Source organism: Ereboglobus sp. PH5-5, from assembly GCF_029504805.1.
In the GTDB taxonomy this organism is placed as follows: Bacteria; Verrucomicrobiota; Verrucomicrobiia; order Opitutales; family Opitutaceae; genus Ereboglobus.
Map to the genome: position 1 here is coordinate 115518 of NZ_JAQFIT010000009.1, position 25759 is coordinate 141276.

The window sequence follows — 25759 nt, forward strand, 5'->3', positions numbered from 1 at the left end:
CTTGCGCCGCCTTGCGCGCTCCTAGATATATCGCGACTTGCGTTAGTGGAAGTCCGTCGGTTGCGGATTCCCACCATGACCGGTCCGGCATCCCGCCGGATTGGAACGGTGCCACCGGCAAACGCCCGCGTTGTCTCACAACTTCGCAGGCCGGAGCGGGTTGCGCGGACGCCCTTCAACAAGGCGCCCCTACGGTCGTGCAGTTCAAAACCACAAAACCACATGTCAACAGTAGTAAAACCAGAAATCATCAGTCAGTTCAAAACACACGAGAAGGATACCGGATCTTCCGAAGTCCAGATCGCGTTGCTCACCGCTCGCATCAATCACTTGACCGAGCATCTGCGCACGCATCGCAAGGACTTCCACAGCCGCCGCGGCCTTCTCCAGATGGCCAGCCGCCGCCGCAAACTCCTCGATTACTTGAAGCGCAACGATCTGCCCAAGTATAACGAGATGCTGCAAAGGCTCAGCCTCCGTCGCTAACCACTCTTTTCAGCACACGGGCGACCCGATCCGCGGGTCGCCCGTTGTCTTAACTGCCCCGCGCAGCCAACGACACTCGCCACAGATTCCGGGACATTTCCGCTTGCCTCTTCCGCCACAAAAAACGGCGCGGGCGCCAAACGGAAATCTCTCGAACACTGAACGAGGATGCAAAAAAGACACCTCCCGGCAAAAGCAACGCGAACACCATTGTCCGCGAGTTTTTGCCCATAATAAAAACCAGTCAGAGATTTAGAACCGCGAACGAACGCGAATAGACGCGAATAACAGGCCGATTTTCGACCCGTGTTTCATTTGTATTTATTCGCGTCCTTTAGCGTCCATTCGCGGTTAAAAAACAAAACCCGGAAACCATCAATACCCTCTCGAATTATCTTCCGTGGTTCATCAATCCAAAATCGAGAATACAAAATCCAAAATACGAACATGAATCAAAAACACACAGTCACAGTCCCCGAGCTCGGCATCACCTTTGGCACCGGCTCGCTCGCGCACCTCGCCAACGGCGCCGTCACCGTCCAAGTCGGCGAAACCACGCTCTTCGTCGCCGCCACCGCCGCCGAAAACATCAAGCCCGGCCAGGACTTCTTCCCGCTCACAGTCGACTATCGCGAAAAATATTCCGCCGCCGGACGTTTCCCCGGGGGCTATTTCAAGCGCGAAGGCCGCCCCTCCGAAAAGGAAATCCTCACCTCGCGCCTTTGCGACCGCCCCTGCCGCCCGCTCTTTCCCGCCGGCTTCCTCAATGAAGTGCAGGTCATCGGCCTGCTCCTCTCCGCCGACCAAATCAACGACGCCGACATCTCCATGGTCAACGGCGCCAGCGCCGCGCTCGCCATCTCCGACATTCCCTGGTCCGGCCCCATCGGCGCCGTGCGCGTCGGCCAGATCGACGGCCAGTTCGTCGCCAACCCCACCATCGAGCAAATGTATTCGTCCGACCTCGACCTCATCTACGTCGGCACCGAAAAAGACATGCTCATGATTGAGGGCTCCGCCGCGCAGCTCCCCGAGGACCGCTTCATTGAGGCGCTCGAATTCGCGCACAAGGCCATCCAGCCCATCATCGCCGGAATCAAGCAACTCGTTTCCATCGCCGGCAAACCCAAGCGCGAATACCCGCTCGTCTCCGCCAAGCCCGAGGCCCGTGCCATCGTCGAGCGCATCGCCGCCCCCAAGATTGTTGACGCCATCTTCGGCAAGGAAAAACAAGTTCGCTCTGCCAACGTCGCCGCCCTTAAGGAGGAGTGCAAAGCCGCCCTCACCGCCGAGCTCGGCGAAGGCAATTTCGCGGACCACGACATCGGCATCGTCTTCGAAGACCTCCAATACAGCGCCTACCGCAAGGCCGTTCTCGAACGCGGCACCCGCGCCGACGGACGCGACTCGACCTCGCTGCGTCCCATCGCCGCCGAGGCCGGCATCCTCCCCCGCGTGCACGGCTCCGCCATGTTCAAGCGCGGCGACACCCAGACCATCGTCACCACCACCCTCGGCCCCACCAAGGAAGCCCAGGACCTCGACGCCCTCACCGGCGGCGCCAAGTCGAAATCGTTCATCCTCCACTACAACTTCCCGCCGTATTCCGTCGGTGAAACCGGCCGCTTCGGCAGCCCCGGCCGCCGCGAAGTCGGCCACGGCGCGCTCGCCGAGCGCTCCCTCGTTCCCGTGCTCCCGCCCGAGGACGTCTTCCCGTATTCGATCCGCGTCGTCTCCGACATCATGGCCTCCAACGGCTCCACCTCGATGGCCTCCATCTGCGGCGGCTGCCTCTCGCTCATGGACGCCGGCGTGCCCATCATCGCGCCCGTCGCCGGCATCTCCTGCGGCCTCATGACCGAAAACGCCGACGACGGCTCGATCTCCAAATGGGTCACCGTCACCGACATCCTCGGCGAGGAAGATCACTTCGGCGACATGGACTTCAAGCTCGCCGGCACCACCACCGGCATCACCGGCTTCCAGCTCGACCTCAAGATCAACGGTCTCCCCTTCGAGATCGCCAAGAAAGCCATCTATCAGGCCCGCGACGCGCGCATTGAAATCCTGAAAATCATGCTCGCCTCGATCCCCGCGCCCCGCGCCCAACTCAGCACCTACGCGCCGCGCATCCAGACCATCCAAATCGACCCGGACAACATCGGACTCCTCATCGGCCCGGGCGGCAAAACCATCCGCCGCATCGTCGAGACCACCGGCGCGCAAATCGACATCGCCGAGGACGACTCCGGCAAGGTCTTCATCTACTCGAACAACGCCGACTCGATGGCTCGCGCCATCCAGGAAATCGACATCCTCTGCGGAGGCGGCGCGCAAATCGAAGTGGGCAAGCTCTACCGCGGCGTCGTGAAAGGCACGAAGGAATTCGGCGCCTTCGTCGAATGCATCCCCGGCAAGGAAGGCCTCGTGCATATCAGCGAACTCGCTGATTTCCGCGTGCGCCGCACCGAGGACGTCTGCAAAGTCGGTGACGAAATGTGGGTCAAGTGCATCGGCATCGACGAACGCTCCGGCAAAGTCCGCCTCTCGCGCAAAGCCGCGATGAAGGAAATGGAAACCCAGCAGCAAGCCGCCAACGGCGAAGCCGCACCCGCCGCCGACACGCCTCCTCCCGCCGCTCCGGAAACCCCGGCCAGCTAAGCGAGGAAAAACAAAACAACCATTCACACTCAACGGCGTCCCATAAAACGGACGCCGTTTTTTTGTAGCGCGGACTGCCAAGTCGGCCTGTTTGAAAAGCGAAAAATGAGCAAGCATGGCAGTCCAAGTTGCTGTGGCCGATTATCTTGTGGACGTGGGTGGCATGGGCGTTCCGCCCATGCCACGCCGCCAATCTTTGTAAATCAAAACTTCCTGCTTACCTTTCGCGTTCGCTTGTTTTTCCTTGCCGGGGAAAGCATTTAATAACTTATTAAAAATCCAAACCACAGGCAAAACCCCATTGCAGGCCTAATGAATACGAGCGAACCTTCCGTCATGAAAGCGACATCACGCGCATCGAAACCCAGTAAGGGCACGCTCGTCGTGCAAAAATATCGGGCGCAGATGAATACGCTGACGGACGCTGAAAGACTGGATCTCCTGAACGAGGGCCTCGCGATGATTTATTCCAAGCCCTCTCATGCCCCCAAAGCCCAAAGTCGTCGCCGTTGATACGAATATCCTTCTGGATATTGCTGTTCCCAAGGATGCGGCAACTGATGCGGTGGATTTGATGCGCGAACACATGCCCGGTTGCGCGTTTATCGTGCTGCCGACGGTGATTCTGGAACTCCGGTATCTCTCAATAAAAGGCGATGCCGAGGTTCGGATGCTTGCCACGCGAGCGCTCCATCAAATGCGGGCATGGGGATTTCAACCGGTGAATTATATACCTGCGGGCCATGCAATCACCGAACGGATCGCCGATAAAATGCGCGCTCAAGGACTGCTTCCGGAGGAGGAGCGAAACGACTCGTTTATTGTCGCTGAAGCCGCGCTTGCGCTGTGCGAAATGATCATTTCCTCCGACCACCACATGCTCGAAATCCCCAAGGCAAAACTGCACGCTCTGCTTGACGCGCATGATGTCGGCTGCCTGGAAATTGTGTCCCCTTCGGACATGTTGAAGAAGTTTTCGTAACACGGGTTTCCAGTCCGAGGGCTTGGGTAGCATAGACATCCTGCCCATGTGGATAGAGTGGCATGGGCGACCCGCCCATGGACGGCGCTCCGCGTCGCCTCTTTTCAGTGGCACAGCTGCCTGCGAACGGAGTTTTCATCTGTTCAATTACTGCCTTGGCACCGGCATATAATGACTAACACTTCATTGAATGACCCCAATTGATATTATTAAAAATGCCCAGCATGCCGAACTGACGAACGAGGACGGCGACAAAATAACAATCGAGTTATCCCCACCGGCATCCCCGGAGCAGATCAAAACACTTGAAGACAAAATCGGCCAGAAACTTCCTGATGAACTTCGAACAATTTTGTCATTTTGCTCTGCGATTGACGGATGTCTTGAGCAAATTGATTTTACGGGACACTCGCTCTCTTTTGAGTTTCCCGAGGTATTTCCGAACGGATTGCCAATAGCGGCAGATGGATTTGGTAACTTTTGGGTTCTGGATATTACACCGCAAACAAAAGATAGTGCTCCTGTATTCTTTGCATGCCATGATGCGCCTGTTATCCTGTATCAAAGTCCGAGCATTTCATCTTTTCTGATCGAGGTATTTAGACTGTTTACCGCCCCACACGAATCATTGATTAATGACATACATGAAGACAGGCTTTTCGAAGTTTGGAAACGAAACCCGGATGTAATCGAATACGCCGATGCATGTGCATCTTCCGATGAAAGCATTTGTGATTTTGCGCGAACCCTTAATGCAAAATCCAAAATCGTGGATTTAAGAAACGCCAAAGTCGGCATGGGATTTTCATGGGGCCGATACGGACCAAAAACCAAACTTCATAGATACAAACACGAGCATATTTTTGCTTATGAAAAACCGCCGTCTGCTGGATTTTTGACCAAGTTATTTGGCAGATAAGCAAACGCAGCAGAACCAAAAATCTCGTGATGAGCGGTGGCATTCTGGCTCGTCTCTTTCGTTCATTTTTTTGAATGCATGCTTCCGCCCCCATCATTTCACAGAAACCCTATCAAGCACCCTCAACCGTCCATCATCAGTGGCCTCGGCCATCCATGCGTGGCCTCGGCGTTCATTCTTCTTGCCGCTTCCGCCTCCGATTAAAAACTGGCCGCCGGGCAGTGCGGCGATTCCCAACGAGGCATTCGGATAGATACCCTCGGGCTTTCCCGCATGGAAGCCGAAGCGCGCAAATGCGGCGAGGGTTTCGCCGGTCGAAAAAACTTGGTGCCGCCAGCCCGGCGTGCCTTTGCCGCCGACCGGACGCCGGGGCGAGCCCTCATAGGTGCCAAACCACCATCTGCCGCCGCCGAACTCCACTGTCTGAATGCCCATGTCGGTGTTGCCCGTGGCCAGCTCGTGAGCCTTCACGAATCGAAACGCGACATCATATTCATAGAGGTGGTTTTTGTTGTATTTCTCGGGATCGAAACCGCCAGCCCACGGGCCGGGCAGTCCGCCGACCACCCAAAAATGCCCCTTGTGATGCGCCACGCCACCCGCGCCGTGGATAACCTGCGGAACCGAATGGCGGGCTAGAAAATTGAGGTCGGCGTCGTATTCGTAAACCCACTGTCTCGCGGGATTGTTTGGGTTGGGATGGTTGAATTGCCCCGGCTTCTCGCTGACATAATCGTTCACCGCCACATAAACCTTGCCGTTCGCAAAAGTCAGGTCGCCGTGATGGTTGATCACGTTGATTTTTTTGAGAACCTTTCCGGCGGGAGTGGTCTTGACCAGCGCGGTGGTGAACGACCAATAAATGGCATCCGCGCCATTTGTCGTGATCCCCTGCAAATGGCCGGGATAAACGCCCTCGCAGGTCACATAATTTTTCCCCGCGGGCGGCGAAAGGGCAAACGTCCCCAAAGCGGCGCAAGGCGGGGGCAGGCAGCACGAAATGAAAACAAGAAACGGAATGGTTTTGGAAGAAAGCATGGTGATCATTGCATAACGGGCGGTTGGGGGTGAGCGCAACGAAAGGATTCCCGCCCAAGAAGGCGAGGGTAACCAAACCTCGGATTGGTCTTTGCGCAACGCACGGTCGCAACGAGGCGTGGAAGGCGCGAGGAATGCGATTTATTTGATTTGAACACCAAAACACTTCGCGCGATGCCTATCGCACGGTGTTTTGGTATTTCGAGCGAAAGCCCGCCAACCGTCCCACCTATTGGCGCCTTCCGAAGAACACGCTTTGTGGCTGGATTGGACTGGTGATTGCCCCATGAGGCAATCATGTGCGTTTGCAAGGGCTGATTTGCTACTTTCTGATTTGCCAGTCGGTTTCCTTGGCGAGGATTTCCTGAAGCTTGGCGAAGGCGGTGTTGACTTCGTCGTCGGTGAGGGTGCGGTCGGGGGCGCGATAGACGAGGCTGAACGCGAGGCTTTTTTTGCCCTCGGGCAGGCCCTTGCCTTGGTAGACGTCGAAGATGTTCGCGGCTTCGAGCGCGAAGGTTTTCGGCAGCGTGGCGCGGGCGTGCTTGGCCAGTGTTTTTTGCGCGTCGCCGGCGGGGAGCTTTTCATCGACCACGAGCGCGATGTCGCGGAGCGCGGCGGGGTGCATCGTGATGGGTTGATAGCGGCGGCGGTCGGAGACGGTTTTGACGCGCTCGGAGAGAATCGAGAGCGTGCCGCCGTAGACCTTGCCCTCGATGCCGAGGCTGCGAACCATGGCGAGGTTGATCAGGCCGAGGCGCGCGGTCCAGCCGTGGGCGATGTCGCCGATGATGGCGGACTGGCCTTCCTGCCATCCGAAGAACGCGCCGCCGGGCGCTTTCACGGGCTGGCGGGCGATGTCGATGCCGCCGATGCCGGCGAGGGTTTCGACGAGGCGTTTTGTCGTGTAGAAGTCGGCGGGCTCGCGCTTGAGCCAGGCGCGGTCGAGGTCGTTTTCGGCAATGATGAAGGAGACCGAAACACACTCGAAGTTTTGCCCGTCGCGCTCGATAAAGACGCGCCCGGTTTCAAAGAGGCGCGAGGCCGGCACGCCACGCGATTGGTTGAGCTTGAGCGTTTCGAGGAGTCCGAGCACGAGGGTGGGGCGCAGGTGCGACTGATCCTCGGTGAAGGGATTGAGGAGCGCAAGCTCGGCCCCGGCGGCCTGTGAAACCCACGTCTCGACTTCGCGCTTGGAGCGCAGCGTGTAGTTCACGCATTCGTTGAAGCCCTGGCCGACAAGGTAGGCGGAAACTTCGCGGTTGAAGAGCACGATGGGGGCGTCGTTGCCGATGATCGTCGGCGCGAGCACGGGCGCGGGGGGAATTTTTTCCGTGCCGTAAACACGAAGAACTTCCTCGACGAGGTCGATGGGCCGGTCGAGGTCGTTGCGCCAGCTCGGGATGGCAACCGTCCATGCGGGGCCGCCGGGGGCGTTTTTGTCCTCGCGTGTGATTCGGAGCTCGAGCGCCTCGAGCGCGGCGCGTTGCTCGGCGACGGGGATTTCGAAGCCGACGCGTTCGTTCACGAAGGACGCGGTGACTTGAACCTCGCGCTGCCAGGGGACGTCGCCCCCGGCCTTGTGCGTGGCGCCGGCGACCTGCCCGCCGCAGAGTTCGAGGATGAGCGAGATGGCGCGGCGCGTGGCTTCGTCGAGCATGTGCGGATCGACGCCGCGTTCGTAACGGTAGGAGGAGTCGGAGGAGAGTCCGAGACGGCGCGATGTCCAGCGGATGAGGCTGCGCGCGAAACTGGCGGCCTCGAGAATGATGTCGGTCGTGGTGTCGTCGATGCCCGAGTTTTCGCCGCCCATGACACCGGCGATGACGAGCGGTTTTTCGGCGTCGGCGATGACGAGCATGCGGCTGCTGAGCGCGCGCTCCTTTTCGTCGAGGGTGATGATTTTTTCGCCCTCGTTGGCCGGGCGGATGATGAGTTTGTGCCCGCCGATTTTTTTCGCGTCGAAGGCGTGCGTGGGCTGGCCGTATTCGAGCATCACGTAATTGGAGATGTCGACGATGTTGCTGATCGGGCGCATGCCCGCGGCGAGGAGGCGGCGTTGCATCCACTCGGGGCTGGGGCCGATCTTGATGCCGGTGATGACGGTGGCGGTGTAGAGCGGGCACATCTCGGGCGCGTCGACGCGGATGGATTCGAGCAGGTCGGGGCGCGCGGCGAAGGCGGCAAAGGGGGCGCGGGTGTTGCCCGGGTCGTATTTGATTTCCGGATACCGGAGCGATTTTTTGAACCAGGCGGAGAGTTCGCGCGCGATGCCGATGTGGCTGAGGCAGTCGGGGCGGTTGGGTGTGACTTCGATGTCGAAAACGATGTCGCCCGGGGGGAGAATGTCGTTGATGGGAGTGCCGAGGGCGGGCGGGGTTTCCGTCGCGGGGGTGGCGAGGATCATGAGGCCGGCGTGGTCGCCACCCTCGAGCGCGAGTTCCTTGGACGAGCACATCATGCCGTCGGAGGACTGGCCGCGGATTTTGGATTGCTTGATTTCGAAATTGCCGGGGAGGATGGCGCCGGGGAGCGCGACGGGAACGAGGTTGCCCGCGTCGCAGTTGGGCGCGCCGCAGACGATTGTCTTCACGCCGCCGGCGGGGCCGACATCGACGGTGCAAAGGGAGAGCTTGTCGGCGTTGGGGTGTTTGTCGCGTGTTAGGATGCGCCCGACAACGACGTTGTTGAACTGGGGCGCGCCGGTGTTGATGACCGCCTCGACTTCAAGGCCGAGAAAGGTGATGGCGCGGGAGATTTCGTCGGTGGCGATGCCGTTGAGATCGACGTAGTCGTTGAGCCAGGAGAGGGAGATTTTCATGGGTGGTGGTGCGGTAAATGCGGGAGCGGGATTTCGACTTAAATCGACTTAAGTCGACGGAAGTCGATTCAAGTTGGTAATGGGACGTGAGCGGTTCAGGCGAACTGCCTGAGGAAACGCAGGTCGTTTTGGTAGAAGTAGCGGATGTCGTCGATGCCGTAGAGGAGCATTGCGAGGCGTTCGAGGCCCATGCCGAAGGCGTAGCCGGTCCAGACGCTTGAGTCGTAGCCGACGGCGTCGAAGACGGTCGGATCGACCATGCCGCAGCCGCCGATTTCGATCCATTCCTTGTTCACCTTGGGGAGGTGCCTGGCGCTGAGATCGACTTCGAAACTGGGCTCGGTGTAGCCGAAATAGTGCGGGCGAAAACGGGTCTTCGTGTCCTTGCCGAGGAGCGAGGCGAAGATGTAATCAAGGAGCGCCTTGAGGTCGCGGACGGTGACGTTTTTGTCGACGTAGAGGCACTCGAGTTGGTGAAAGTTGGCGGAGTGCGTGGCGTCGGTGGTGTCGCGACGGTAAACGCGTCCGGGCGAGACGATGCGGATGGGCGGCGGGCCCTTGAGCATCGTGCGGATTTGCACGGAGGAGGTGTGCGTGCGGAGGAGGTATTTTTCGTCGGCGACCTTGCGCGAGACGTTGCCGAAGCGCGTGGCGGCGGGGAAATAGAACGTGTCCTGCTCGTTGCGGGCCGGATGGTCGGCGGGTGTGTTGAGCGCGTCGAAGCAGTAGAATTCGGTTTCGACCTCGGGACCCTCGACGACGTTGAACCCGGCTTTTGCGAGGATGCGGCACATTTCCTCGCGCACGAGCGTGAGGGGATGATAGGTGCCGGCGAGGGCGTCGGGCGAGGGAAGGGTGGGGTCGATTTCGGGGCCGAGTTGCGCGGCGAGCTCGTTGGACTCGATGGCGCGGAGCGCGTTTTCGAGGAGGCCGGTGAGGGTGGTCTTGGCCTCGTTGATGAGCTTGCCGACGATGGGTTTTTGCTCCTTGGGCAGGCTGCCCATTTGTTTCATGAACGCGGTGAGCGAGCCGTTGGGGCCGACGTAACGGGCTTTCGCGGCCTCGAAGTCGGCGCGGATTTTTGTCGCGGAGAGTTCGGTGCGGGCTTTGTCGAGCAGGGCTTTGAGTTGGTCTTGCATGTGGAAATTTTCGATTTTGGATTTTCGATTTTGGATTGGGCGCTTCCGCTCCGGTTTCGCCTTCGGTCACGCGCGGTGGCGCGCAATCGAAAATCGAAAATCCAAAATCGAAAATTTGTCTGATTGTCGGCGACGGGCTGGAAGAACGGGACAGGTTGATCTGTCGGTGGATGTTAAAAAACAAAGAGGACGGCACCTCGCTCGAACGAGGCCCGTCCTCTGATGATTTCTGAAAATGAGAGGCGAGCCGCGTCCGGGCTCGCGTTTAAGCTTTTAGGCCGCGGCCTTTTTGGCCCCGGCTTTTTTCTTCAACGCGTCCTGGGCTTGTTTGACCAGGGCGGTAAAGGCCGCTTCGTCGCGGATTGCGAGGTCGGAGAGGACCTTGCGATCAAGGGCGACGCCGGCGGCGTTGAGACCCTCGATGAAGCGGTTGTAGCTGATGCCGGCCTCGCGGCAGGCGGCGCTGATGCGCACGATCCAGAGGGCGCGGAACTCGGCCTTCTTCTTGCGGCGGTCACGGTAGGCGTATTGCCAGGCGTGATGGACGGCTTCTTTCGCGTAGCGATAGAGCTTCGATTTGTTGCCGAAGTAGCCTTTGGCATGCTTCAGCATGTTCTTGCGGCGCTTGCGCGACGCGGGGGAGTTTTTGACACGAGCCATGTTATATTATGTGTATTTTTTTAGTCGCCGCCGGGTCGTCTCGTTGGGATTCACCCGGTTGGCGTGGTTATGGTTTGATCGTTCGCGCGGTCCCTCGGCGGTTTAGGCGTGGGGCAGGCAACGCAGGAGCGGAGGCGTGTGGGTCTCGGAGAGAGCCTTGGCCTTGCCCAAGCGGCGTTTCTGCTTGGAGGACTTGGTGCTCGCGATGTGGCGAGTGCCTGGCGAACGATAGATCAATTTGCCCTTGGCGGACACCTTGAATCGTTTGGCAACGGACTTTTTTGTCTTTTGCATGATTACAGTAGAGCCGTTCAAAAGATAGGCTGCTCGAGCGCGTGTAAAGGGAAAACTTCCCGAATGAAAAAAACGCCGCCCATTGCCGGCGCAAAATCCGTCAAAGATGCGCGGTGAACGCCCCGGGGAGGTCGGCCTTGGCGGCGAAGGTGAACGCGCGTCCGGCGTGGGTGTAGTCGAAACGGGTTTCGAGCGAATGGAGAAAGAGGCGTTTTTCGCGTGTGCGTTTGGCGAAGTCGCGGTTGGCTCGAAAATCGCCGTAAGTGGCGTCGCCGATGATTGGAAGATGGCGCTTGGCGCATTGCACCCGGAGCTGGTGGCTGCGTCCTGTTTTCGGTTCGAGCTGGATGAGCGAGATGGGCGCGCCCGCGGCGGCGGGGGTGTTGCGGCTGGTGCGCAGAAGGCTCATTCGCGCCTCGGCGGGGATGTTTCCGGCCCGGGCGGCGGCGCGGATTTGGCCGCCGCGTTTTTGCACGGCGAGCCGGTCGCGCCAGAGTTGCGTTTTTTCGGAGGGGCTGCCGAAGACGAGCGCGGCGTAGGTTTTGCTGATGTGGCGTTCGCGAAAGAGCGCTCGGATTTCGCGCGCGAGTTCTTCCGTGGTCGCGGCAAGGATCACGCCGGAGGTGGCGGAATCAAGGCGGTTGAGCAGCCAGAGGCGGCATTTGAATGCGGAGTGCGGAGTGCCGAATGCGGAATGACCGGACGCCAGCGGCGGGCGGGCGGGCGGCGCGGATTCGGCGGTTTGTAATTCCGCATTCCGCACTCCGCACCCCGTATTCCATTCATAATATTCGCCGTCGGATTCGTAGGGGGCGTTGAGGAGCGAACGGGGCTGGTCGCGGGGGGCGTTGGGGTGGGAGAGGGTGCCCGCGGGTTTGTTGAGGGCGAGAAGGCCGTTGGGATCGCGGGTGATGACATCCACGCCGCGCCCGAGGGGGAGTGTTCGCCAGTAGTCGTCGATTGGGTCCGGGATTTCGCTCACGGCCTGCCGTAGTAGAAGGTGAAGGTCATTTCCTGTTTCTCGCCGAGGATGGCGACCATGTCGTCGGTCCATTTGCCGTAGGGCGCGCGGTCAGTAATCGCGCTGATGCAGATTTGCGTGGCCTGGCTGCCGCCGTTGCCGTCGGCCTCGACAATTTCGGCGATCTTGCCTTCGGAATCGAGAATGAATCGGACTGTGACCTTCGTGCCGGTGGGCGGCCAGAAACGGCTTTTCTCATTGAGGTCCTCAAATTGGATTTGGACGGTGTCGATCAGCTTTTGAAGATACTGGCCGTAGTTGCTCCATTTGGCGTCGTAGGCCATGGCGCCGATGTTTTGGGTGCCGAATTTGTTTTCCTTAAAAATTGCGGGACGGACTTTTTGCCGGTTGAGCGTGATGCGGGGTTGCGGGCGTTTGGGGTCGATTTGGGGTTGAGTGGTTTGGGGGACGCCGGTGATGAGCGGGGCGTCGGGGAGGCCTTGGGTGTGCTCGGTGGCGTCGGGTGTGATGTTTTTCAGGGCTTCGGGGAGCTTGTATTCGTTCATGCCGTAGCCGGTTTCGCTGTCGCCCTGAATTTTCTGCTCGCCGGAGAGCGGGTTTTGCTCGCGCTGGGCGGGGGTGACTTCGGTGACGCTGCTCGATTCCTTGAGTTCGGGCGTGGGTGGCGGTGGCGGGGGTGTTTCAATGATTGGCTGCTGTCGGAGATCGCCGCTGACGATTTGGGTGGAGTCGATCTCATCCTGACCCTCGATTGCGGGGCGGTCGCTTTTGCCTCCGGGGGTGGGCGTTTCCTGCGCGGCCTGCTGGTTGTGCGCGCCGAAGTTGTCGGTTTTGTCGGGAATGTTTTCGGGGGCGTCGGGATTGGTCTCGACGAAGTTTTGCGGGGGCGGGGGAGGCGGCTTGGGGAGGAGAAACTCCTCGGGCTGGAGCTCTATGTCGAAGGAGGGTTTCGGGGTGGAGATGTCGCCGGTGTTGCTGGTGTGCTGGTGGTCGAGGTGGGTGATGAGGAGGTTGAAAAGGAAAAGGCAGAGGAGCCAGACTCCGATGGTGAGCACAATGCCGAGGCCGATGGTGCGGCGGCGATCCGCCGGGTCCCCGGTTTCGAGCAGCGCGTAGCGCGATTTGCGGCGCGATGGCGGCGCTGCTTCGAGCAGGCTGGAGGGACGTTCTTTGAGCGGCGGCGGCATGTGTGGTTGTTTGTTGTTATACAACAACAGACGCTGGAATGTTCAAAATGTGCCGATGAGACCGCAGCGGGTCAAAATTTGTTTCGTGGCGTCCATGGGCAGGCCCATGATGTTTGAGAAGGAGCCGTCCCAGTGGTCGATGATGAGGTCGCGGCCTTCCTGGATTCCGTAGGCTCCGGCCTTGTCGAGCGGGTTGACGATGTGGAAATAGGCGTCGATCACGGCATCGTCGAGGGGCTTGAATGTGACTTGGCTGGTGACGCCGTCGTCGATGCGGATTTGGCGCGAGAGATTGCGGAGCGCGACGCCGGTAAAAACGGTGTGGGTGCGCCCGGCAAGGCGCTTGAGCATGGCGCGCGCCTCGTCGAGATCGGCGGGTTTGTTGAGCACGGTGTCGTCAATAAAAACGGTGGTGTCGGCCCCGAGCACGAACGCGTTGGGGTGGAGTAAGGCGACATGGTCGGCCTTGAGCGCGGCATTGTGCGCGACCATCGTGCGCGGGTGCGTGGCGGGGTCTTCGTGCTCGATGACATCGGCGACGATCACGTCAAAGGGGATGCCGGTTTGCGCAAGGAGTTCGCGGCGGCGCGGCGAAGCGGAGGCGAGGATGAGGCGCGGGCGCGCGGGTGGCGAATCGGATGAAACGGCCAGATCTGGCTGATGCGACTGATCGTGCATTGCGCGGGTGGCGACAGCGCGCACTCAGCGCAGCGCGAGTGTTTCGCCGTCGTATTCGAGGCCGAGCGAGGGGATGGTGACGGCTTTGCGCTGGCCGTCCTTGCGGACGCGACCGGCGAGCCAGGCATCGTAGCCGGTGGCTTTGGCGGCGGCGAGGGTGGCCTCGGCGTTTTCGGGCGAGACGTAGGCGGCGAAACCGATGCCCTGGTTGAAGGTGGCATACATTTCGCGCTGGGAAATGGGGCCGGCCTCCTGAAGAAACTTGAAGAGCGCGGGGGCCGGGCGCGGGTCGGTGATTTCGTAAACGAAGGGTTCGTCGAGGCGCATGAGTTTGCGCCAGCCGTGTCCGGTGACGTGCGCGACGTAGTTGAGCTTGATGTTGCGGCGCTGGCATTCGCGCACGAACGCGACGTAGATCACCGACGGGGCGAGGAGCGCCTCGCCGTAGTTGCGCGGGTCGCCGTGGCCGATGGGCGTGAGGTAGCCCTGCGGGAGCGAGTCGGCGATTTTCCGGCAGAGCGTGAGTCCGTTGGTTTGCACGCCGGAGGAGGCGAGAAAGATGATCGTGTCGCCGTCGTGAACGTCGCCGGTGATGCGGAGGTTTTTCGGGGAAATTTTTCCGATGGCGGAGCCGGCGAGGACGATTGCGTCGGAATTGACGATGCCGCGAAGGGTGGGGGTTTCGCCGCCGCCCCAGACGGCGCCGGACTGGCGGCAGCCCTCGGCCCAGCCGTCAACGAGGGCGTTCATGCGGGCCTCGTCGGTGAACCATGCGGAATCGCCGACGGCGGCGTGCATGGCAACGGAGATCGGAAGCGCGCCGCAGGTGATGAGGTCGTTGACAATGGTGGCGACGGTGTCGATGGCGATTTCGCGGTAGAAGGTCTTGCCGGTGGCGGCTTGGTAGGCGTCGGCGACGAGGTTTTTGGTGCCGAGGCCCTCCTCGACGTGAGCAAGGTAATGGTCGGACGCCTCAATGAGGTAGGCGCTTTCGCCGCGTGTGGCGGCGGGTTCGGCATAGCCGTGCGGCGCGAGGAGCCCGGCGGTGGCGCGCGCGGCTTTCTGGCAGGCGCGCTTGAAGGCGTCGAGCTGGTCGTAGTTTACACCGGAGGATTCGTAGCTGAGGGACATGTGTGGGAAGGTCTGAAGGACTGAAAGGCTGAAGGCTGGAAGGATTAATGAAGCGTGGGATTATCGAAGCGGGAATCGACTAAAAATCGACTTAATTCGAGTTAAGTCGATTTAGGTCGGGGGGATTGGGTGAACTGCTCGTTCAATAGCTCCTGCCCTCGTGTTTTTCGTAGTAGTTCACGTAGGCTTGGTTGACGATGCGGTAGCCGCCGGGGGTGGGGTAGTTGCCCGAGAAATACCAGTCGCCGGTGTGGTTGGGAACCGCCTTGTGCAGGTTTTCGATCGTCTGGAAGATCACGCTGAGCTCGCCCTTCCAGTCGAGCTTGCGGGGGCGGACGAGTTCGGCGATGCGCGCGGAGATTTCCTCCGGCGTGAAGCCGTCGTAGATTTTGGAGACGTGGTTGACGGCGCCGTTGCGGGCGACTTCGTCGCGGCAGAGTTGATAGACTTCCTGCAGGAGCGGGGTCTGGCCGCGTTCCTTGATGAGGGAGATGGCGGCTTCGAAGGCGATGAGTTTGCCGAGCTCGGACATGTCGATGCCGTAGCAGTCGGGGTAGCGGATTTGCGGCGCGGTGGAGGCGATCACGATGCGCTTGGGCTGGAGGCGGGCGAGCATGCGCAGGATCGATTTGCGGAGCGTGGTGCCGCGCACGATGGAGTCGTCAACGCACACGAGGTTGTCGATGCCGGGGCGGATGGTGCCGTAGGTGATGTCGTAAACGTGGCTGGCGAGCTGGTTGCGCGCGGATTCCTGCCCGATGAAGGTGCGCAGCTTGATGTCCTTGCTGACGATTTTTTCGCCGCGCGGCCAGTTGCGCAGGATCACTTCGTCAAGGAGCGTTTCGGTGAGGCGGTTTTCATTTTGCGCCTCGAGGAGGATTTTTTTGACTTCGTCGCGGCGGCGTTCGCGCAGGGAGTGGAGGAGTCCGAAGTAGGCGATTTCGGAGGTGTTGGGGATGAAGCTGATGATGGTGTTGCCCCATTCGTGGTTGGTGGCGTCGAGGACTTGGTCGGCGAGCTGGCCGCCGAGAGCCTTGCGCTCGGTGTAGATGTCCTGGTCGTTGCCGCGCGAGAAATAGATGCGCTCGAAGGAGCACGCGGCGCGGGGGAGGGGAGTGGTGATTTGCGTGTCGGTGATGGTGCCGCGGCGCTTGATGACGATGACGTGGCCGGGGGCGACTTCCTGGACTTGGTCGATGGCGGCGTCGAACACGGTCATGAGCGGGGCGCGCTCGGATGCGAAGGCGACGACTTCGTCGTCCTGATACCAGAAGCAGGGGCGGATGCCGGAGGGGTCGCGCGCGACAAAGGCGTCGCCGTTGCCGATGAGTCCGCAGAGGGAGTAGGCGCCGTCCCATTGCTGGGCCGCCTTGGTGATGACGCGGGCGAGGTCGAGGTCCTCGCTGATGCGGTGCGACATTTCCTCGCCGGAGAGGCCGCGGGTGCGCAGGTAGCGGTAGATGTCCTCGTGTTCCTCGTCGAGGAAGAAGCCGATGCGCTCGAGGATGGCCTGGGTGTCGGTGGCGAAGATCGGGTGCTGGCCCATGGCGATGAGGCTTTGGTTCAGCTCCGCGGTGTTGGTCATGTTGAAGTTTCCGCAGAGGGCGAGGTTGCGGGTTTGCCAGGGGCTGCGGCGATAGAAGGGGTGGCAGGAGCTGAGGCTGTAGCCGCCGCTGGTGCCGTAGCGCAGGTGGCCCATGTAGAGCTCGGCGCCGAAGTCGAAGTTCTTTTTGACGGTGTCGGCAAACTCGGGGTGGATGGTGCCTTCGGTGACTTTCTGGTTGTAGTCGCTCCAGATGCGCTTGAAGACGCGGTCGAGGGGGTTGGATTCCACGCAGCGGTCGCGGAACATGTATTGCTCGCCCGGGGGCATGTCGAGTTTCACGGCGGCGACGCCCGCGCCGTCCTGGCCGCGGTTGTGCTGCTTTTCCATGAGGAGAAACAGTTTTGTGAAGCCCCAGAGCGGCGTGCCGTATTTGTTTTGGTAATACGAGAGCGGTTTCTTGAGTCGGATGAGCGCGATGCCGCACTCGTGCGTGAGTTTATCGGACATGATGGATGTGAGTTAAAATTGATGCGTGGAAATTGCGCGGCGCGCGGGCGCGGATGCGTTCGCTTGCGATGGTGGCGGGGTGATTTTCCCGGACATTCCGGGCGTGGGGGTGGAGGCGCATTATGGCTGGATGTCGCCCGCTCATCGACGTCCGGCTCCATGCGCAGGACAGGACATCGCGCGCGCGGCGCCTGTGTTTTCGCAGCCTTGCCCGCCGTCACTTTGAGTGACGTCCAGCGGATGATCCCGTATTGTCTGGTCGTTGGTCTTCACAGGCCGTTAAAAGCGAAAAGATGACGCCTTGAATCGCAAGCCGGTCAAGGGTTTTTGCTGATTTTCGCGCAATCACGAGCGGAAGTTTTACGAATCGGGCGGCCAATTAATAACATTCATGGAAAACCGGGGGATTTTTCCAAGGCGCGCATATCTGGCTTGCAGCCCCATCGGGGACGAATTCACATCTGCGAAGCCCGCACAGCGTTTGTGTTGCGCGCGGCCAGCAACCCAAAAAACATCCATCCCTTCACGCCATGGCATACCCGACAATACTCGCCAGCTTCCTCACTGATTGGTGGGGCGCGCTGTCGCTCGCCAAACAGATTTTCTACGGTATCGCGATTTTTGCCGCGTTCCTCGTCATCGTCATGGCGATCGTTTCGATGTTTGGCATCGGCGACGACGCCGAGCTCGACGCCGACGCGGCCGACGGCGGCGGCAGTCTTTTTTCGGTGAAGCCGATCATCGGCTTCTTGTTCGCATTCGGCTGGGCGGGCGGCGCCTCGCTGAGCAGCGGATTGAGCGTTTTGGTGGCGAGCGTGATCGCGCTTGCGGCAGGCGGCGCGGTGATGCTCGGCATCGTCTGGATACTGCGCGCGACCCAGCGCCTCAAGGTTGACGGCACGCTCAAAAAAGAGGACGCCATCGGCAAAGTCGCCACCGTTTACGTGACGATCCCTCCCGACAGCCAGAGCGGCGGCCAGATCATCGTGCCGCTCGACGGACGCACGATCACACTCGGAGCCCTGCAAAAAGGCTCCGCGCCGATTCCCTCGGACGCCAAGGTTAAAGTCGCCGCGCTCATTGATTCGCACACGGCGCTCGTCGAGCCGATCTGATTTTTCGAAACGTCCGCAAACTCCAAACCATAAACTACAAACTCAATATTTATGAACGACATCACCGTCCCGCTACTCGCAGTTTTTGTAATCTTCATCGTCATGATCGGCATCGGCGTGGCGCGCCGTTACCGCATGTGCCCGCCCGACCGCATCCTCGTCGTTTACGGCAAGGTGGGCGCCGGCGCGGCGCGCTGCTACAACGGCGGCTCGACCTTCGTCATGCCGATTTTCCAAAGCTACGCCTACCTGAACCTCACGCCGATCACGATCGAGATTCCGCTGCGCAGCGCCCTCTCCAGCCAGAACATCCGCGTCAACGCCCCCGCGAACTTCGCCGTCGCCATCTCGAACGACCCCGCCGTCATGGGCAACGCCGCCACGCGCCTCCTCGGCAAGGCGCCGCCGGAAATCGCCGAGCTCGCCCGCGAAATCATCACCGGCCAGATGCGCGTCGTCATCGCCTCGATGACCATCGAGGAAATCAACGCCGACCGCGAAAAACTCATCTCGCTCATCACCAAGGGCGTCGAAGTGGAACTCCGCAAAATCGGCCTCCACCTCATCAACTGTAACATCACCGACATCACCGACGAATCCGGCTACATCGACGCGCTCGGCAAGGAAGCCGCCGCCAAGGCGATCAACGACGCGCAAATCAAAGTCGCGCAGGAAAACCAGCGCGGCGCCATCGGCAAGGCCGAGGCGGAAAAACTGCAAGCCATCCGTGTTGCCGAAGCCGAGGCCTCGGCGGCCATCGGTCGCAACAAGGCCCAGCAGGACATCGTCGCCTCGCAAGCCGAGCTCGCCGAAAAGAAAGCCGAGGCCGACCGCCGCGCCGAGGTTGCCCAAAAAACCGCCAAGGCAAAAGCCGAGCAAGCCGCCTATGAGGCGCAAAAAGCCACCGAGGACGCCCGCGCCATGCGCGACGAAGCCAGCGCCGTGGCCGACCAAGTCGCCCAAGCCAACGCCGCCAAGGAAAAAGTTCGCGTTGACGCCGAGGCCACCGCGATCCGCGCCAAAGTGACCGCCGAGGGCCAGGCCGCCGCCGTGCGCATAGCCGCCGAGGGTGACGCCGCGTCCGTGAAAACCCGCGCCGAAGCCGATGCCGCCGCGATTGAGCTGAAACTCACCGCCGAGGCGAAAGGCAAACAAGCCATTCTCGAGGCCGAGGCGAAAGGCCGCCAGGCGCTCCTCGACGCGCAAGCCGACGGCCTTGCAAAATTCACCCAAGGAGGTCGCGACGCCACCGCCGCGATCAACCTCATCCTCGCGCAGCAAGTCGTCGAAGTCGCCCGCGTGCAATCCGACGCGATTCAAAAGCTCAAGTTCGACAAAGTCGTCGTCATGGGCGGCGGCAAGGACGGCGCGAGCGCGGGCGGTTTTGTCCAGGACCTCTACAAAAACGTGCTCCCGCTTCATGAAGTGGCGAAGGCCGCCGGCGTCGTCCTGCCGGGCTTCCTCGGCACGGAAGCCGGAGCCGCCGCGCCGAAGCAACAAGCGTCCGCGGCACCCGTCGCACCGGCGACACCGCCGAAAAACAAAGCCTGATTGATCGCCAAGTATCCCAACAAGAATGCAATCCCTACGGGTATTCTGGTTGGGTGCTTTTTAATTATTCCTGTTTTTGGCGGGGCGATTGGCAGACTGTCGCCAACGCCCGAAACGGTCGTGTGCGGGCCTCGCGTTGCCGGCGCGCTCGGCGAGCGCGCCCCACCCAGAGCAAATGCCGTTTTGTTTAAAAACTGTCCTAATTGGTGTTTGTGAAGGGCGCGGGCATTGGGGTGATTGGCATGGGATCAACGGTTGGCGCAATGGGCGCGATGTCGATTTTCATGGGGGCGGGTTTGAATGGAGCGGGGGCGACGGTTGGCTCGCGGGCGGTTTTGGCGGCGGCGAGTTCTTTCGCGAGCGCTTCCGCGCGGGCTTCGCCGGCGGCGATGGTCTTGGGATACTTGGCCAGAAATTCGCGGAGCTTTTTTTCGCTTTGCGCCGCCTCGATGTTTTTTTCCGCGGCGACGATGAGCCACGCCAGGCCTTCGACGTAGTCGCGTTTCACGCCGCGGCCGCTGGAGAGCATTGCGCCGATGTTGTGCTGCGCGGTGGCGTCCCCGGCGAGGGCCGCGGTTTTGTAGTATTTGAGGCCCTTGGCGTAATCCCGCGGCGTTTCCGTGCCGTCGGCGTAAAGTTTTCCGAGGCGGAAGTTGGCGGCGGTGTGCCCGAGTTGCGCGGCGTCGTCGAGGTAGAGCATTGCGCGTGTGATGTTTTTCGGTGTGTCGGGCGTGCCGTCGAGATACATCTGGCCGAGTTCGTAGAGTGCGTCGGGGTTTTGGGTTTCAGCGGCTTTTTGCAGGGCCTCAAAGCTGGGCCATTTATTGTCCGCGCCGCCGCCTCCGGTTGTGGAAATGAGCTTCGGCCCCGAGTCGTCGGAGACGACGGTGGCGGTTCCGACTTTGACGCCGGATGATTTTTTTGAGCGCGCTTTTTTGGCCGCGGGCTTGGCGTCGGGGGTTTGCGCCGACATGAGCGCGGGGGCGAGGAGCGCGAGACTTGCGATGAGGAGGATGCGGGTAATCGGCGGCATGTTTGATGTTGAAAGGGAAGCAGACTTGTCGGTCCGCGCCACAAAAAAGCGCGCCGTGGCGGACGGCGCGCTTGGTGATTGGGGCCGGGCGTTTAGTCCTTGTCGTTGCCGGTGTCGCCTTCGCCGAGAGCGGTGCCGCCCTTGACGGTCACTTTTTCCAGGACCGCGGCGATGACTTTTTCGGCGACATCGGGGCGCTCGCGGAGCGTGGCCTTGGCGGCGTCGCGTCCCTGGCCGATGAGCTCGCCCTGGTAGGATATCCACGCGCCTTTTTTCTCAAGAATCTTGTGCTCGATGCCGAGGTCGAGGATCGACGCGGTGCGCGAGATGCCCTCGTCATACATGATGTCGAATTCGCATTCGGTGAAGGGCGGGGCGACTTTGTTTTTGACGACTTTGATCTTGGTGCGGTTGCCGATGATTTTGCCGTCGGGTGTCTTGATTTGCTCCTTGCGGCGGATGTCGATGCGGATGGACGAGAAGAATTTCAGGGCGCGTCCGCCGGAGGTCGTCTCGGGGTTGCCGAACATGACGCCGATTTTTTCGCGGATCTGGTTGGTGAAGACGCACACGCAGTTGGTCTTGCTGACGACGGCGGTGAGGCGGCGCATGGCCTGGCTCATGAGGCGGGCTTGCGCGCCGACGGTGGCGTCGCCCATCTGGCCGTCGAGCTCGGCGCGGGTGGTGAGCGCGGCGACGGAGTCGAGCACGATGATGTCGATGGCGTTGGAGCGGATGAGCGTCTCCATGATGTTGAGCGCGTCCTCGCCGGAGTCGGGCTGGGAGACGAGGAGGTCGTCGAGGTTCACGCCGACGACCTTGGCGTATTTCGGGTCGAGCGCGTGCTCGACGTCGATGAAGGCGGCGAGGCCGCCGCGTTTCTGGGCCTCGGCGATGGCGCTCAAGCAGAAGGTGGTTTTGCCGGAGGATTCGGGGCCGTAGATTTCGATGATGCGGCCGCGGGGCAGGCCGCCGACGCCGAGGGCGAGGTCGATGGCGATGGAGCCGGTCGAGAGGGTTTCGACTTTCATTTTTTGCGCGTCGCCGAGGCGCATGATGGAGCCTTCGCCGAATTGCTTGGTGATGGCGGAGACAGCGAGGTCGAGGTTTTTGCGCGTGGCGGCGTCGATGGCGTCCGCAGTTGCGGGAGTTGCGGCGGCGGTTTTGGCGGGTGATGCTTTGGACATGTGAGGCGGGTGGTTTATGTGTGTGTGCTGGTTTTGGTTAAAAAGAGATGAATGGAACGGTGTGCGAGGGTTTGGGTGGTGGCAAATGAAGAAATGATGTTTCGACAAAAAACTCCGGTCGTGGGACCGGAGTTTATGTTTTGGGTTGTTTGTGAAGGAATTAGAACTTCCAGCCGAAGCTGACGCTGGCTGTATGAGTGTTCATGTCGTCGAGTTCGTCTTCAATATTGAATACTCTGTATTCAGTGGATCCAACACGCAGGTAACGATATCCGAAATCCATATAAAAACGATCACTAATGTGGTAGGTGATTCCCATGCCGCCGCCAAAGGCGAATGCGGTATCAGTGTCATCGTCCGAACCGTAACCTCTGCGTTTGAGTTTGAGATTTATGGATGTGAAGCCGGCTGCGGGGGTAAGTCGCAGTTCCCAATTTCCATCGGAATTAAGCGGTATGCAATAGCTGTATGAGGCCAGCAACATCAGCGCGGTGTCCTCTTCTTTGATACCTCGACCATGATCCTCGCTTGACATGAGAACGCCGAGCTCGGCTTGAATTTTGTTGTTTTTATTGATGCGCCAGCCAAAGGCGGTGTTGATACCCCAGAAATCGGCGCCACTTGAATTGCCCGGCTTGGCATTCATGTAAGCAAGCCCGCCTTCGAGGTAGAGATTGGGGCCAGTTGCCTTGGGCATGGCATACGATGAGTCGCGTCCCGATGAATAATTTGGCGCCACGGAGGCGGGTGTGGGCGGGGCAACTTGGGCGAGGGCGGACGCGCTTGCGATGAGCAAGCCCGTGATTAATGCACAAATCGTTTTGCTGGTGGTAGCGTGTTTCATGGTGTTTTTGGAGTTACGCGTCCCTTCACAACGAGGCGGCGCTTGGCACCTGATATGCCGATATTTTTTGTGAGCGTCAAGGTGTGAGGTTGGAACGATTTAGGGGATTCACGCCAAATCAAGGAGGGCAAAGGACATCCGGGACGCAATTCCACGCAATTTGATTGATGTATCAAATAAATTACTTGACATGTAAAGTATTTGGGCGATTGTGCGCCCTCATGCACATCACCACTCACATTCTTGGCGCGGCGGGGGATATTCGGAAGGCGGCGACGCGCGTTTTTCGCAGGCACGGGCTTTCCCCGGCGCAGTTCAATGTGCTCAATTTGCTTTCCGACCAGCCCGACGGCCTTAGCGCCGGCGTGCTTGCGGAAGAGCTCGTTGTCGATCCGTCGAACGTCACCGGGCTGGTGGGGCGCATGAAGCGCGACGGGTTGCTGGTGACCAGGCGCTCCCCCGGGGATGCGCGCATGCATGTGGCGCGCCTTTCGGCAAAGGGGCGGAGGCTTTGGGAGGCGTCGTATGCGGATTACGCAAACGAGCTGGCGCAATTCGACGCCATGCTGGACGAGGCCGGAGTTCCCCCGGATTTGCTCAAGGAGCTGACGGGGTTGATTGTGATGATAAGTGAGTTTTGCCGCCAGAAAGCGATCGTTTCATAACCGCGGCGCTTTTTTGGGAGGAAAGATTTTTCCCCCGGCGCAATATTATCGTGGCGGGATCACCGCCATGTTGTTTGCATCGGCGGGCAGAGATGCTTTTCAAACTCACATCACTTGAGAAAAAGGCCCTGGCTGTGATCGCGCTGTTGATTGTCCTGGGATTGCTGGGATTTTGGCTGCTGTGAGGGCGGCGCCCGCGCCGCGCATTTTCTCTGGTCGAGTTTCGCAAATGAGTTAACCTCCGCAGTTCATTTTTATGAAAAATTTTTTCACATCGCTTTTGGGTTCATTGACCGCGCTGGCCATCTTTTCGATCGGGTCGGTGATATGCGGGTTCATGTTTTTCGCAGTGATCGGCTCCATGGTCGGCGGAGGCGGCGACAGCAGGCAGGTGACGGTGGAGAAGGGCGCGTATCTGGTTTTCGACATGTCGGTGAACATCACCGACGCGCCGGCGCAGATGGACTCGAGCGCGTTGATGGGCGCGCTGGCGGGCGGGCGAAACGAACCCGACCGGTTGCAACTGCGCCAGGTCACGAACGCGCTCAAGGCCGCCGCCGAGGACAGCCGGATCGCGGGCGTGTTTCTGTGCGGCGGCTTCGAGCCGGACGGCTACGGCACGGGTTACGCGGCGTTGCGCGAGGTGCGCGAGGCGCTCGAGCAAGTGCGCGCCGCCAAGAAACCGGTGATCGCGTATCTTGAGCAGGCGACGGTGCGCGAGATGTATGTTGCGTCGCTGGCCGACGAGCTTGTGCTCGATCCCTACGGGCTGGTTTTGATGCCGGGGCTGGCGAGCCAGCCGATGTATTATGCGGGCGCGTTTGAAAAGTTCGGAGTGGGCGTGCAGGTGACGCGCGTCGGAAAATACAAGTCGGCCATCGAGCCCTTCACGCGCACCGGCATGAGCCCCGAAAGTCGCGAGCAAATGCAAAAGCTGCTCGACGATTTGTGGGGCGACTTGCGCAACGACATCGCCGCCGGGCGCGGTTTGCGCGCGCAGGATTTGCAGGTGCTCGTGGATCGCGAGGGTTTCATCCAGCCCGAGGTCGCGTTGCAACGCAAACTCGTGACGCGCCTCGCGTATCGCGACGAGGTGATCGACGACTTGAAAACACGCACGGGCCGCGAGGGCTCGTCGGAGCCGTTCAAGCAGATCGGACTGCAAGACTACATATTCACCCTGCCGCGCACGACGGGGCCGGCGATTCCCCCGAAAACGGAAACCGCGGGCAAGCGCGGCGGCGGAAAGGGCGCGGTCGCGATTGTGTATGCCGAGGGCGCGATTGTTGACGGCAGGGGCAGCGCGAAGGATGTCGGCGGCGAGCGTTTCGCGAGGCAAATCCGCCGCCTGCGCCAGGACGACAAGGTGAAGGCGATCGTGCTGCGCGTGAACAGCCCGGGCGGCTCCGCCACGGCCTCGGAGCACATCCAGCGGGAAATCCGCCTGGCGAGAAAAGAGAAACCGGTGATCGTTTCGATGGGCGCGTATGCGGCGTCGGGCGGCTACTGGATCGCGACTTATGGCGACCGGATTTTTGCGGAGCCGGGCACGATCACAGGCTCCATCGGCGTGTTCGGCATGCAGCTCGACATGCAAAAACTGGCGAACAACGTGGGCGTGACATTCGACAGCGTGAAGACGGGAAAATATGCCGACACGAGGACAATCGCGCGCCCGAAGACGCCTGACGAAATGGCGCTTTACCAGCGCATGGTTGATTGGATTTACGAGGAGTTTGTCGGCAAGGTTGCCGAATCGCGCAACATTCCCAAGGAACGCGTGCACGAAATCGCGCAAGGCCGCGTGTGGTCGGGCGCGGAGGCGTTGAAACTCGGGCTCGTCGATGAAATCGGCGGCCTGGACGACGCGATTCTTTATGCGGTGGAAAAGGCGGGACTCGGCCCAAGCTACCGCGTGCAGGAGTTTCCGCGCAAAAAGGAGATAGCCGAGGTGTTGAACGAAATGCTGGGAGGCCGATTCTCGCCGGAACAATCCGATGCGCGTGTGCGCGCGGGAAACAAGGGCGCGGTCAACGAGCTGGTGTCGCGCATTCAGGACGAGGCGCATATCCTCAATGAGTTCAACGATCCCAAGGGCATCTACGCGCGCCTGCCCCTCGACTTGATCGTGAAGTGAGGGATCGGCGGGCGCCATTCGAGGTGTGGTCAGCGAACGCAAGAAGGCGGGATGGGCGTGTGCGGCGGGGCTTTTTCCCTGGTTCTGCCTTTCCGGTCTTTCGAGCTTCCGCGATTAAATCTTTTTGCGCCGCTTGGCGGCTATTCCATTCGGTTAATCGCGGAAGCGCGAAAAGACGGAAGCGGCGGGGCAATTACCC

General features: G+C 60.5%; 22 protein-coding genes. 9 read left to right on the forward strand and 13 right to left on the reverse strand.

The annotated features are described in order from the left end of the window. Window positions 1–222 precede the first annotated feature (222 nt). The 5 genes from rpsO (at window position 223) to M2103_RS07560 (ending at window position 5048) form a co-directional block, all read left to right on the forward strand. Window positions 223–486, forward strand: coding sequence for a 30S ribosomal protein S15 (rpsO, locus tag M2103_RS07540; protein WP_108823724.1), 264 nt, complete (start codon window positions 223–225; stop codon window positions 484–486). Between the two features lie 447 nt (window positions 487–933). Next, window positions 934–3147, forward strand: a complete 2214-nt coding sequence (pnp, locus tag M2103_RS07545; protein ID WP_277509729.1) for a polyribonucleotide nucleotidyltransferase — start codon at window positions 934–936, stop codon at window positions 3145–3147. 336 nt (window positions 3148–3483) lie between these two features. Next, on the forward strand, window positions 3484–3660 hold the full coding sequence (locus M2103_RS07550) for a hypothetical protein (RefSeq protein ID WP_277509730.1): 177 nt from the start codon (window positions 3484–3486) through the stop codon (window positions 3658–3660). Next, window positions 3629–4129, forward strand: coding sequence for a type II toxin-antitoxin system VapC family toxin (locus M2103_RS07555; RefSeq protein ID WP_277509731.1), 501 nt, complete (start codon window positions 3629–3631; stop codon window positions 4127–4129). The genes M2103_RS07550 and M2103_RS07555 overlap by 32 nt, the downstream gene beginning before the upstream one ends. Window positions 4130–4319: 190 nt before the next feature. After that, entirely contained in the window at window positions 4320–5048 is a 729-nt protein-coding gene (locus tag M2103_RS07560) for an SMI1/KNR4 family protein (RefSeq protein WP_277509732.1), read from the forward strand. Between the two features lie 93 nt (window positions 5049–5141). On the opposite strand, the gene M2103_RS07565 is transcribed toward M2103_RS07560, so the two are convergent. The 10 genes from M2103_RS07565 to M2103_RS07610 all read right to left on the reverse strand — a co-directional run bounded on the left by M2103_RS07565 (window position 5142) and on the right by M2103_RS07610 (window position 17028). Continuing rightward, complete coding sequence (locus M2103_RS07565) at window positions 5142–6086, reverse strand: hypothetical protein (RefSeq protein WP_277509733.1); 945 nt, start codon at window positions 6084–6086, stop codon at window positions 5142–5144. Between the two features lie 322 nt (window positions 6087–6408). Further along, entirely contained in the window at window positions 6409–8904 is a 2496-nt protein-coding gene (gene pheT, locus M2103_RS07570; RefSeq protein ID WP_277509734.1) for a phenylalanine--tRNA ligase subunit beta, read from the reverse strand. Window positions 8905–8999: 95 nt separating this feature from the next. Continuing rightward, window positions 9000–10043, reverse strand: a complete 1044-nt coding sequence (gene pheS / locus M2103_RS07575) for a phenylalanine--tRNA ligase subunit alpha (RefSeq protein ID WP_108823720.1) — start codon at window positions 10041–10043, stop codon at window positions 9000–9002. 273 nt (window positions 10044–10316) lie between these two features. Continuing rightward, on the reverse strand, window positions 10317–10703 hold the full coding sequence (gene rplT / locus M2103_RS07580) for a 50S ribosomal protein L20 (RefSeq protein WP_277509735.1): 387 nt from the start codon (window positions 10701–10703) through the stop codon (window positions 10317–10319). Between the two features lie 102 nt (window positions 10704–10805). After that, on the reverse strand, window positions 10806–10997 hold the full coding sequence (rpmI, locus tag M2103_RS07585) for a 50S ribosomal protein L35 (protein WP_108823718.1): 192 nt from the start codon (window positions 10995–10997) through the stop codon (window positions 10806–10808). A gap of 100 nt (window positions 10998–11097) precedes the next feature. Beyond that, window positions 11098–11979 (reverse strand): RNA pseudouridine synthase, encoded by an 882-nt coding sequence (locus M2103_RS07590; RefSeq protein WP_277509737.1) that lies wholly within the window; start codon window positions 11977–11979, stop codon window positions 11098–11100. Beyond that, window positions 11976–13166 (reverse strand): hypothetical protein, encoded by a 1191-nt coding sequence (locus M2103_RS07595; RefSeq protein WP_277509738.1) that lies wholly within the window; start codon window positions 13164–13166, stop codon window positions 11976–11978. The genes M2103_RS07590 and M2103_RS07595 overlap by 4 nt, the downstream gene beginning before the upstream one ends. 42 nt (window positions 13167–13208) lie before the next feature. Next, window positions 13209–13844: a Maf family protein gene (locus M2103_RS07600; protein WP_277509739.1), complete on the reverse strand. Its 636-nt coding sequence runs from the start codon at window positions 13842–13844 to the stop codon at window positions 13209–13211. Window positions 13845–13868: 24 nt separating this feature from the next. Further along, entirely contained in the window at window positions 13869–14975 is a 1107-nt protein-coding gene (locus M2103_RS07605; protein ID WP_277509740.1) for an AIR synthase-related protein, read from the reverse strand. Window positions 14976–15117: 142 nt separating this feature from the next. Next, window positions 15118–17028 (reverse strand): amidophosphoribosyltransferase, encoded by a 1911-nt coding sequence (locus M2103_RS07610; protein WP_277509741.1) that lies wholly within the window; start codon window positions 17026–17028, stop codon window positions 15118–15120. Between the two features lie 530 nt (window positions 17029–17558). On the opposite strand from M2103_RS07610, the gene M2103_RS07615 reads away from it, so the two are divergent. Beyond that, window positions 17559–18143 (forward strand): hypothetical protein, encoded by a 585-nt coding sequence (locus tag M2103_RS07615; RefSeq protein ID WP_277509742.1) that lies wholly within the window; start codon window positions 17559–17561, stop codon window positions 18141–18143. Between the two features lie 51 nt (window positions 18144–18194). Continuing rightward, the gene (locus M2103_RS07620) at window positions 18195–19694 is read left to right on the forward strand and encodes a flotillin family protein (protein WP_277509743.1); all 1500 of its coding nucleotides are present in this window, start codon (window positions 18195–18197) and stop codon (window positions 19692–19694) included. Between the two features lie 199 nt (window positions 19695–19893). Here M2103_RS07620 and M2103_RS07625 read toward each other — a convergent pair whose 3' ends face one another. The 3 genes from M2103_RS07625 to M2103_RS07635 form a co-directional block, all read right to left on the reverse strand. Next, on the reverse strand, window positions 19894–20727 hold the full coding sequence (locus tag M2103_RS07625) for a tetratricopeptide repeat protein (protein WP_277509744.1): 834 nt from the start codon (window positions 20725–20727) through the stop codon (window positions 19894–19896). Window positions 20728–20819: 92 nt separating this feature from the next. Then, the gene (gene recA / locus M2103_RS07630; protein WP_277509745.1) at window positions 20820–21914 is read right to left on the reverse strand and encodes a recombinase RecA; all 1095 of its coding nucleotides are present in this window, start codon (window positions 21912–21914) and stop codon (window positions 20820–20822) included. Between the two features lie 160 nt (window positions 21915–22074). Continuing rightward, on the reverse strand, window positions 22075–22758 hold the full coding sequence (locus M2103_RS07635; RefSeq protein ID WP_277509747.1) for a porin family protein: 684 nt from the start codon (window positions 22756–22758) through the stop codon (window positions 22075–22077). A gap of 221 nt (window positions 22759–22979) precedes the next feature. Here M2103_RS07635 and M2103_RS07640 point away from each other — a divergent pair, with 221 nt between their 5' ends. Together M2103_RS07640 and sppA are read left to right on the forward strand one after the other, a co-directional pair. After that, the gene (locus tag M2103_RS07640) at window positions 22980–23423 is read left to right on the forward strand and encodes a MarR family transcriptional regulator (RefSeq protein WP_277509748.1); all 444 of its coding nucleotides are present in this window, start codon (window positions 22980–22982) and stop codon (window positions 23421–23423) included. Between the two features lie 256 nt (window positions 23424–23679). Next, window positions 23680–25560 (forward strand): signal peptide peptidase SppA, encoded by a 1881-nt coding sequence (gene sppA / locus M2103_RS07645; RefSeq protein ID WP_277509749.1) that lies wholly within the window; start codon window positions 23680–23682, stop codon window positions 25558–25560. The last annotated feature ends 199 nt before the right edge of the window (window positions 25561–25759 follow it).

Coding starts and splice junctions, on each gene's coding strand:
- rpsO (WP_108823724.1), top strand. CDS start 223: ATGTCAACAGTAGTAAAACCAGAAATCATCAGTCAGTTCAAAACACAC.
- pnp (WP_277509729.1), top strand. CDS start 934: ATGAATCAAAAACACACAGTCACAGTCCCCGAGCTCGGCATCACCTTT.
- M2103_RS07550 (WP_277509730.1), top strand. CDS start 3,484: ATGAAAGCGACATCACGCGCATCGAAACCCAGTAAGGGCACGCTCGTC.
- M2103_RS07555 (WP_277509731.1), top strand. CDS start 3,629: ATGCCCCCAAAGCCCAAAGTCGTCGCCGTTGATACGAATATCCTTCTG.
- M2103_RS07560 (WP_277509732.1), top strand. CDS start 4,320: ATGACCCCAATTGATATTATTAAAAATGCCCAGCATGCCGAACTGACG.
- M2103_RS07565 (WP_277509733.1), bottom strand. CDS start 6,086: ATGCTTTCTTCCAAAACCATTCCGTTTCTTGTTTTCATTTCGTGCTGC.
- pheT (WP_277509734.1), bottom strand. CDS start 8,904: ATGAAAATCTCCCTCTCCTGGCTCAACGACTACGTCGATCTCAACGGC.
- pheS (WP_108823720.1), bottom strand. CDS start 10,043: ATGCAAGACCAACTCAAAGCCCTGCTCGACAAAGCCCGCACCGAACTC.
- rplT (WP_277509735.1), bottom strand. CDS start 10,703: ATGGCTCGTGTCAAAAACTCCCCCGCGTCGCGCAAGCGCCGCAAGAAC.
- rpmI (WP_108823718.1), bottom strand. CDS start 10,997: ATGCAAAAGACAAAAAAGTCCGTTGCCAAACGATTCAAGGTGTCCGCC.
- M2103_RS07595 (WP_277509738.1), bottom strand. CDS start 13,166: ATGCCGCCGCCGCTCAAAGAACGTCCCTCCAGCCTGCTCGAAGCAGCG.
- M2103_RS07600 (WP_277509739.1), bottom strand. CDS start 13,844: ATGCACGATCAGTCGCATCAGCCAGATCTGGCCGTTTCATCCGATTCG.
- M2103_RS07605 (WP_277509740.1), bottom strand. CDS start 14,975: ATGTCCCTCAGCTACGAATCCTCCGGTGTAAACTACGACCAGCTCGAC.
- M2103_RS07610 (WP_277509741.1), bottom strand. CDS start 17,028: ATGTCCGATAAACTCACGCACGAGTGCGGCATCGCGCTCATCCGACTC.
- M2103_RS07615 (WP_277509742.1), top strand. CDS start 17,559: ATGGCATACCCGACAATACTCGCCAGCTTCCTCACTGATTGGTGGGGC.
- M2103_RS07620 (WP_277509743.1), top strand. CDS start 18,195: ATGAACGACATCACCGTCCCGCTACTCGCAGTTTTTGTAATCTTCATC.
- M2103_RS07625 (WP_277509744.1), bottom strand. CDS start 20,727: ATGCCGCCGATTACCCGCATCCTCCTCATCGCAAGTCTCGCGCTCCTC.
- recA (WP_277509745.1), bottom strand. CDS start 21,914: ATGTCCAAAGCATCACCCGCCAAAACCGCCGCCGCAACTCCCGCAACT.
- M2103_RS07635 (WP_277509747.1), bottom strand. CDS start 22,758: ATGAAACACGCTACCACCAGCAAAACGATTTGTGCATTAATCACGGGC.
- M2103_RS07640 (WP_277509748.1), top strand. CDS start 22,980: ATGCACATCACCACTCACATTCTTGGCGCGGCGGGGGATATTCGGAAG.
- sppA (WP_277509749.1), top strand. CDS start 23,680: ATGAAAAATTTTTTCACATCGCTTTTGGGTTCATTGACCGCGCTGGCC.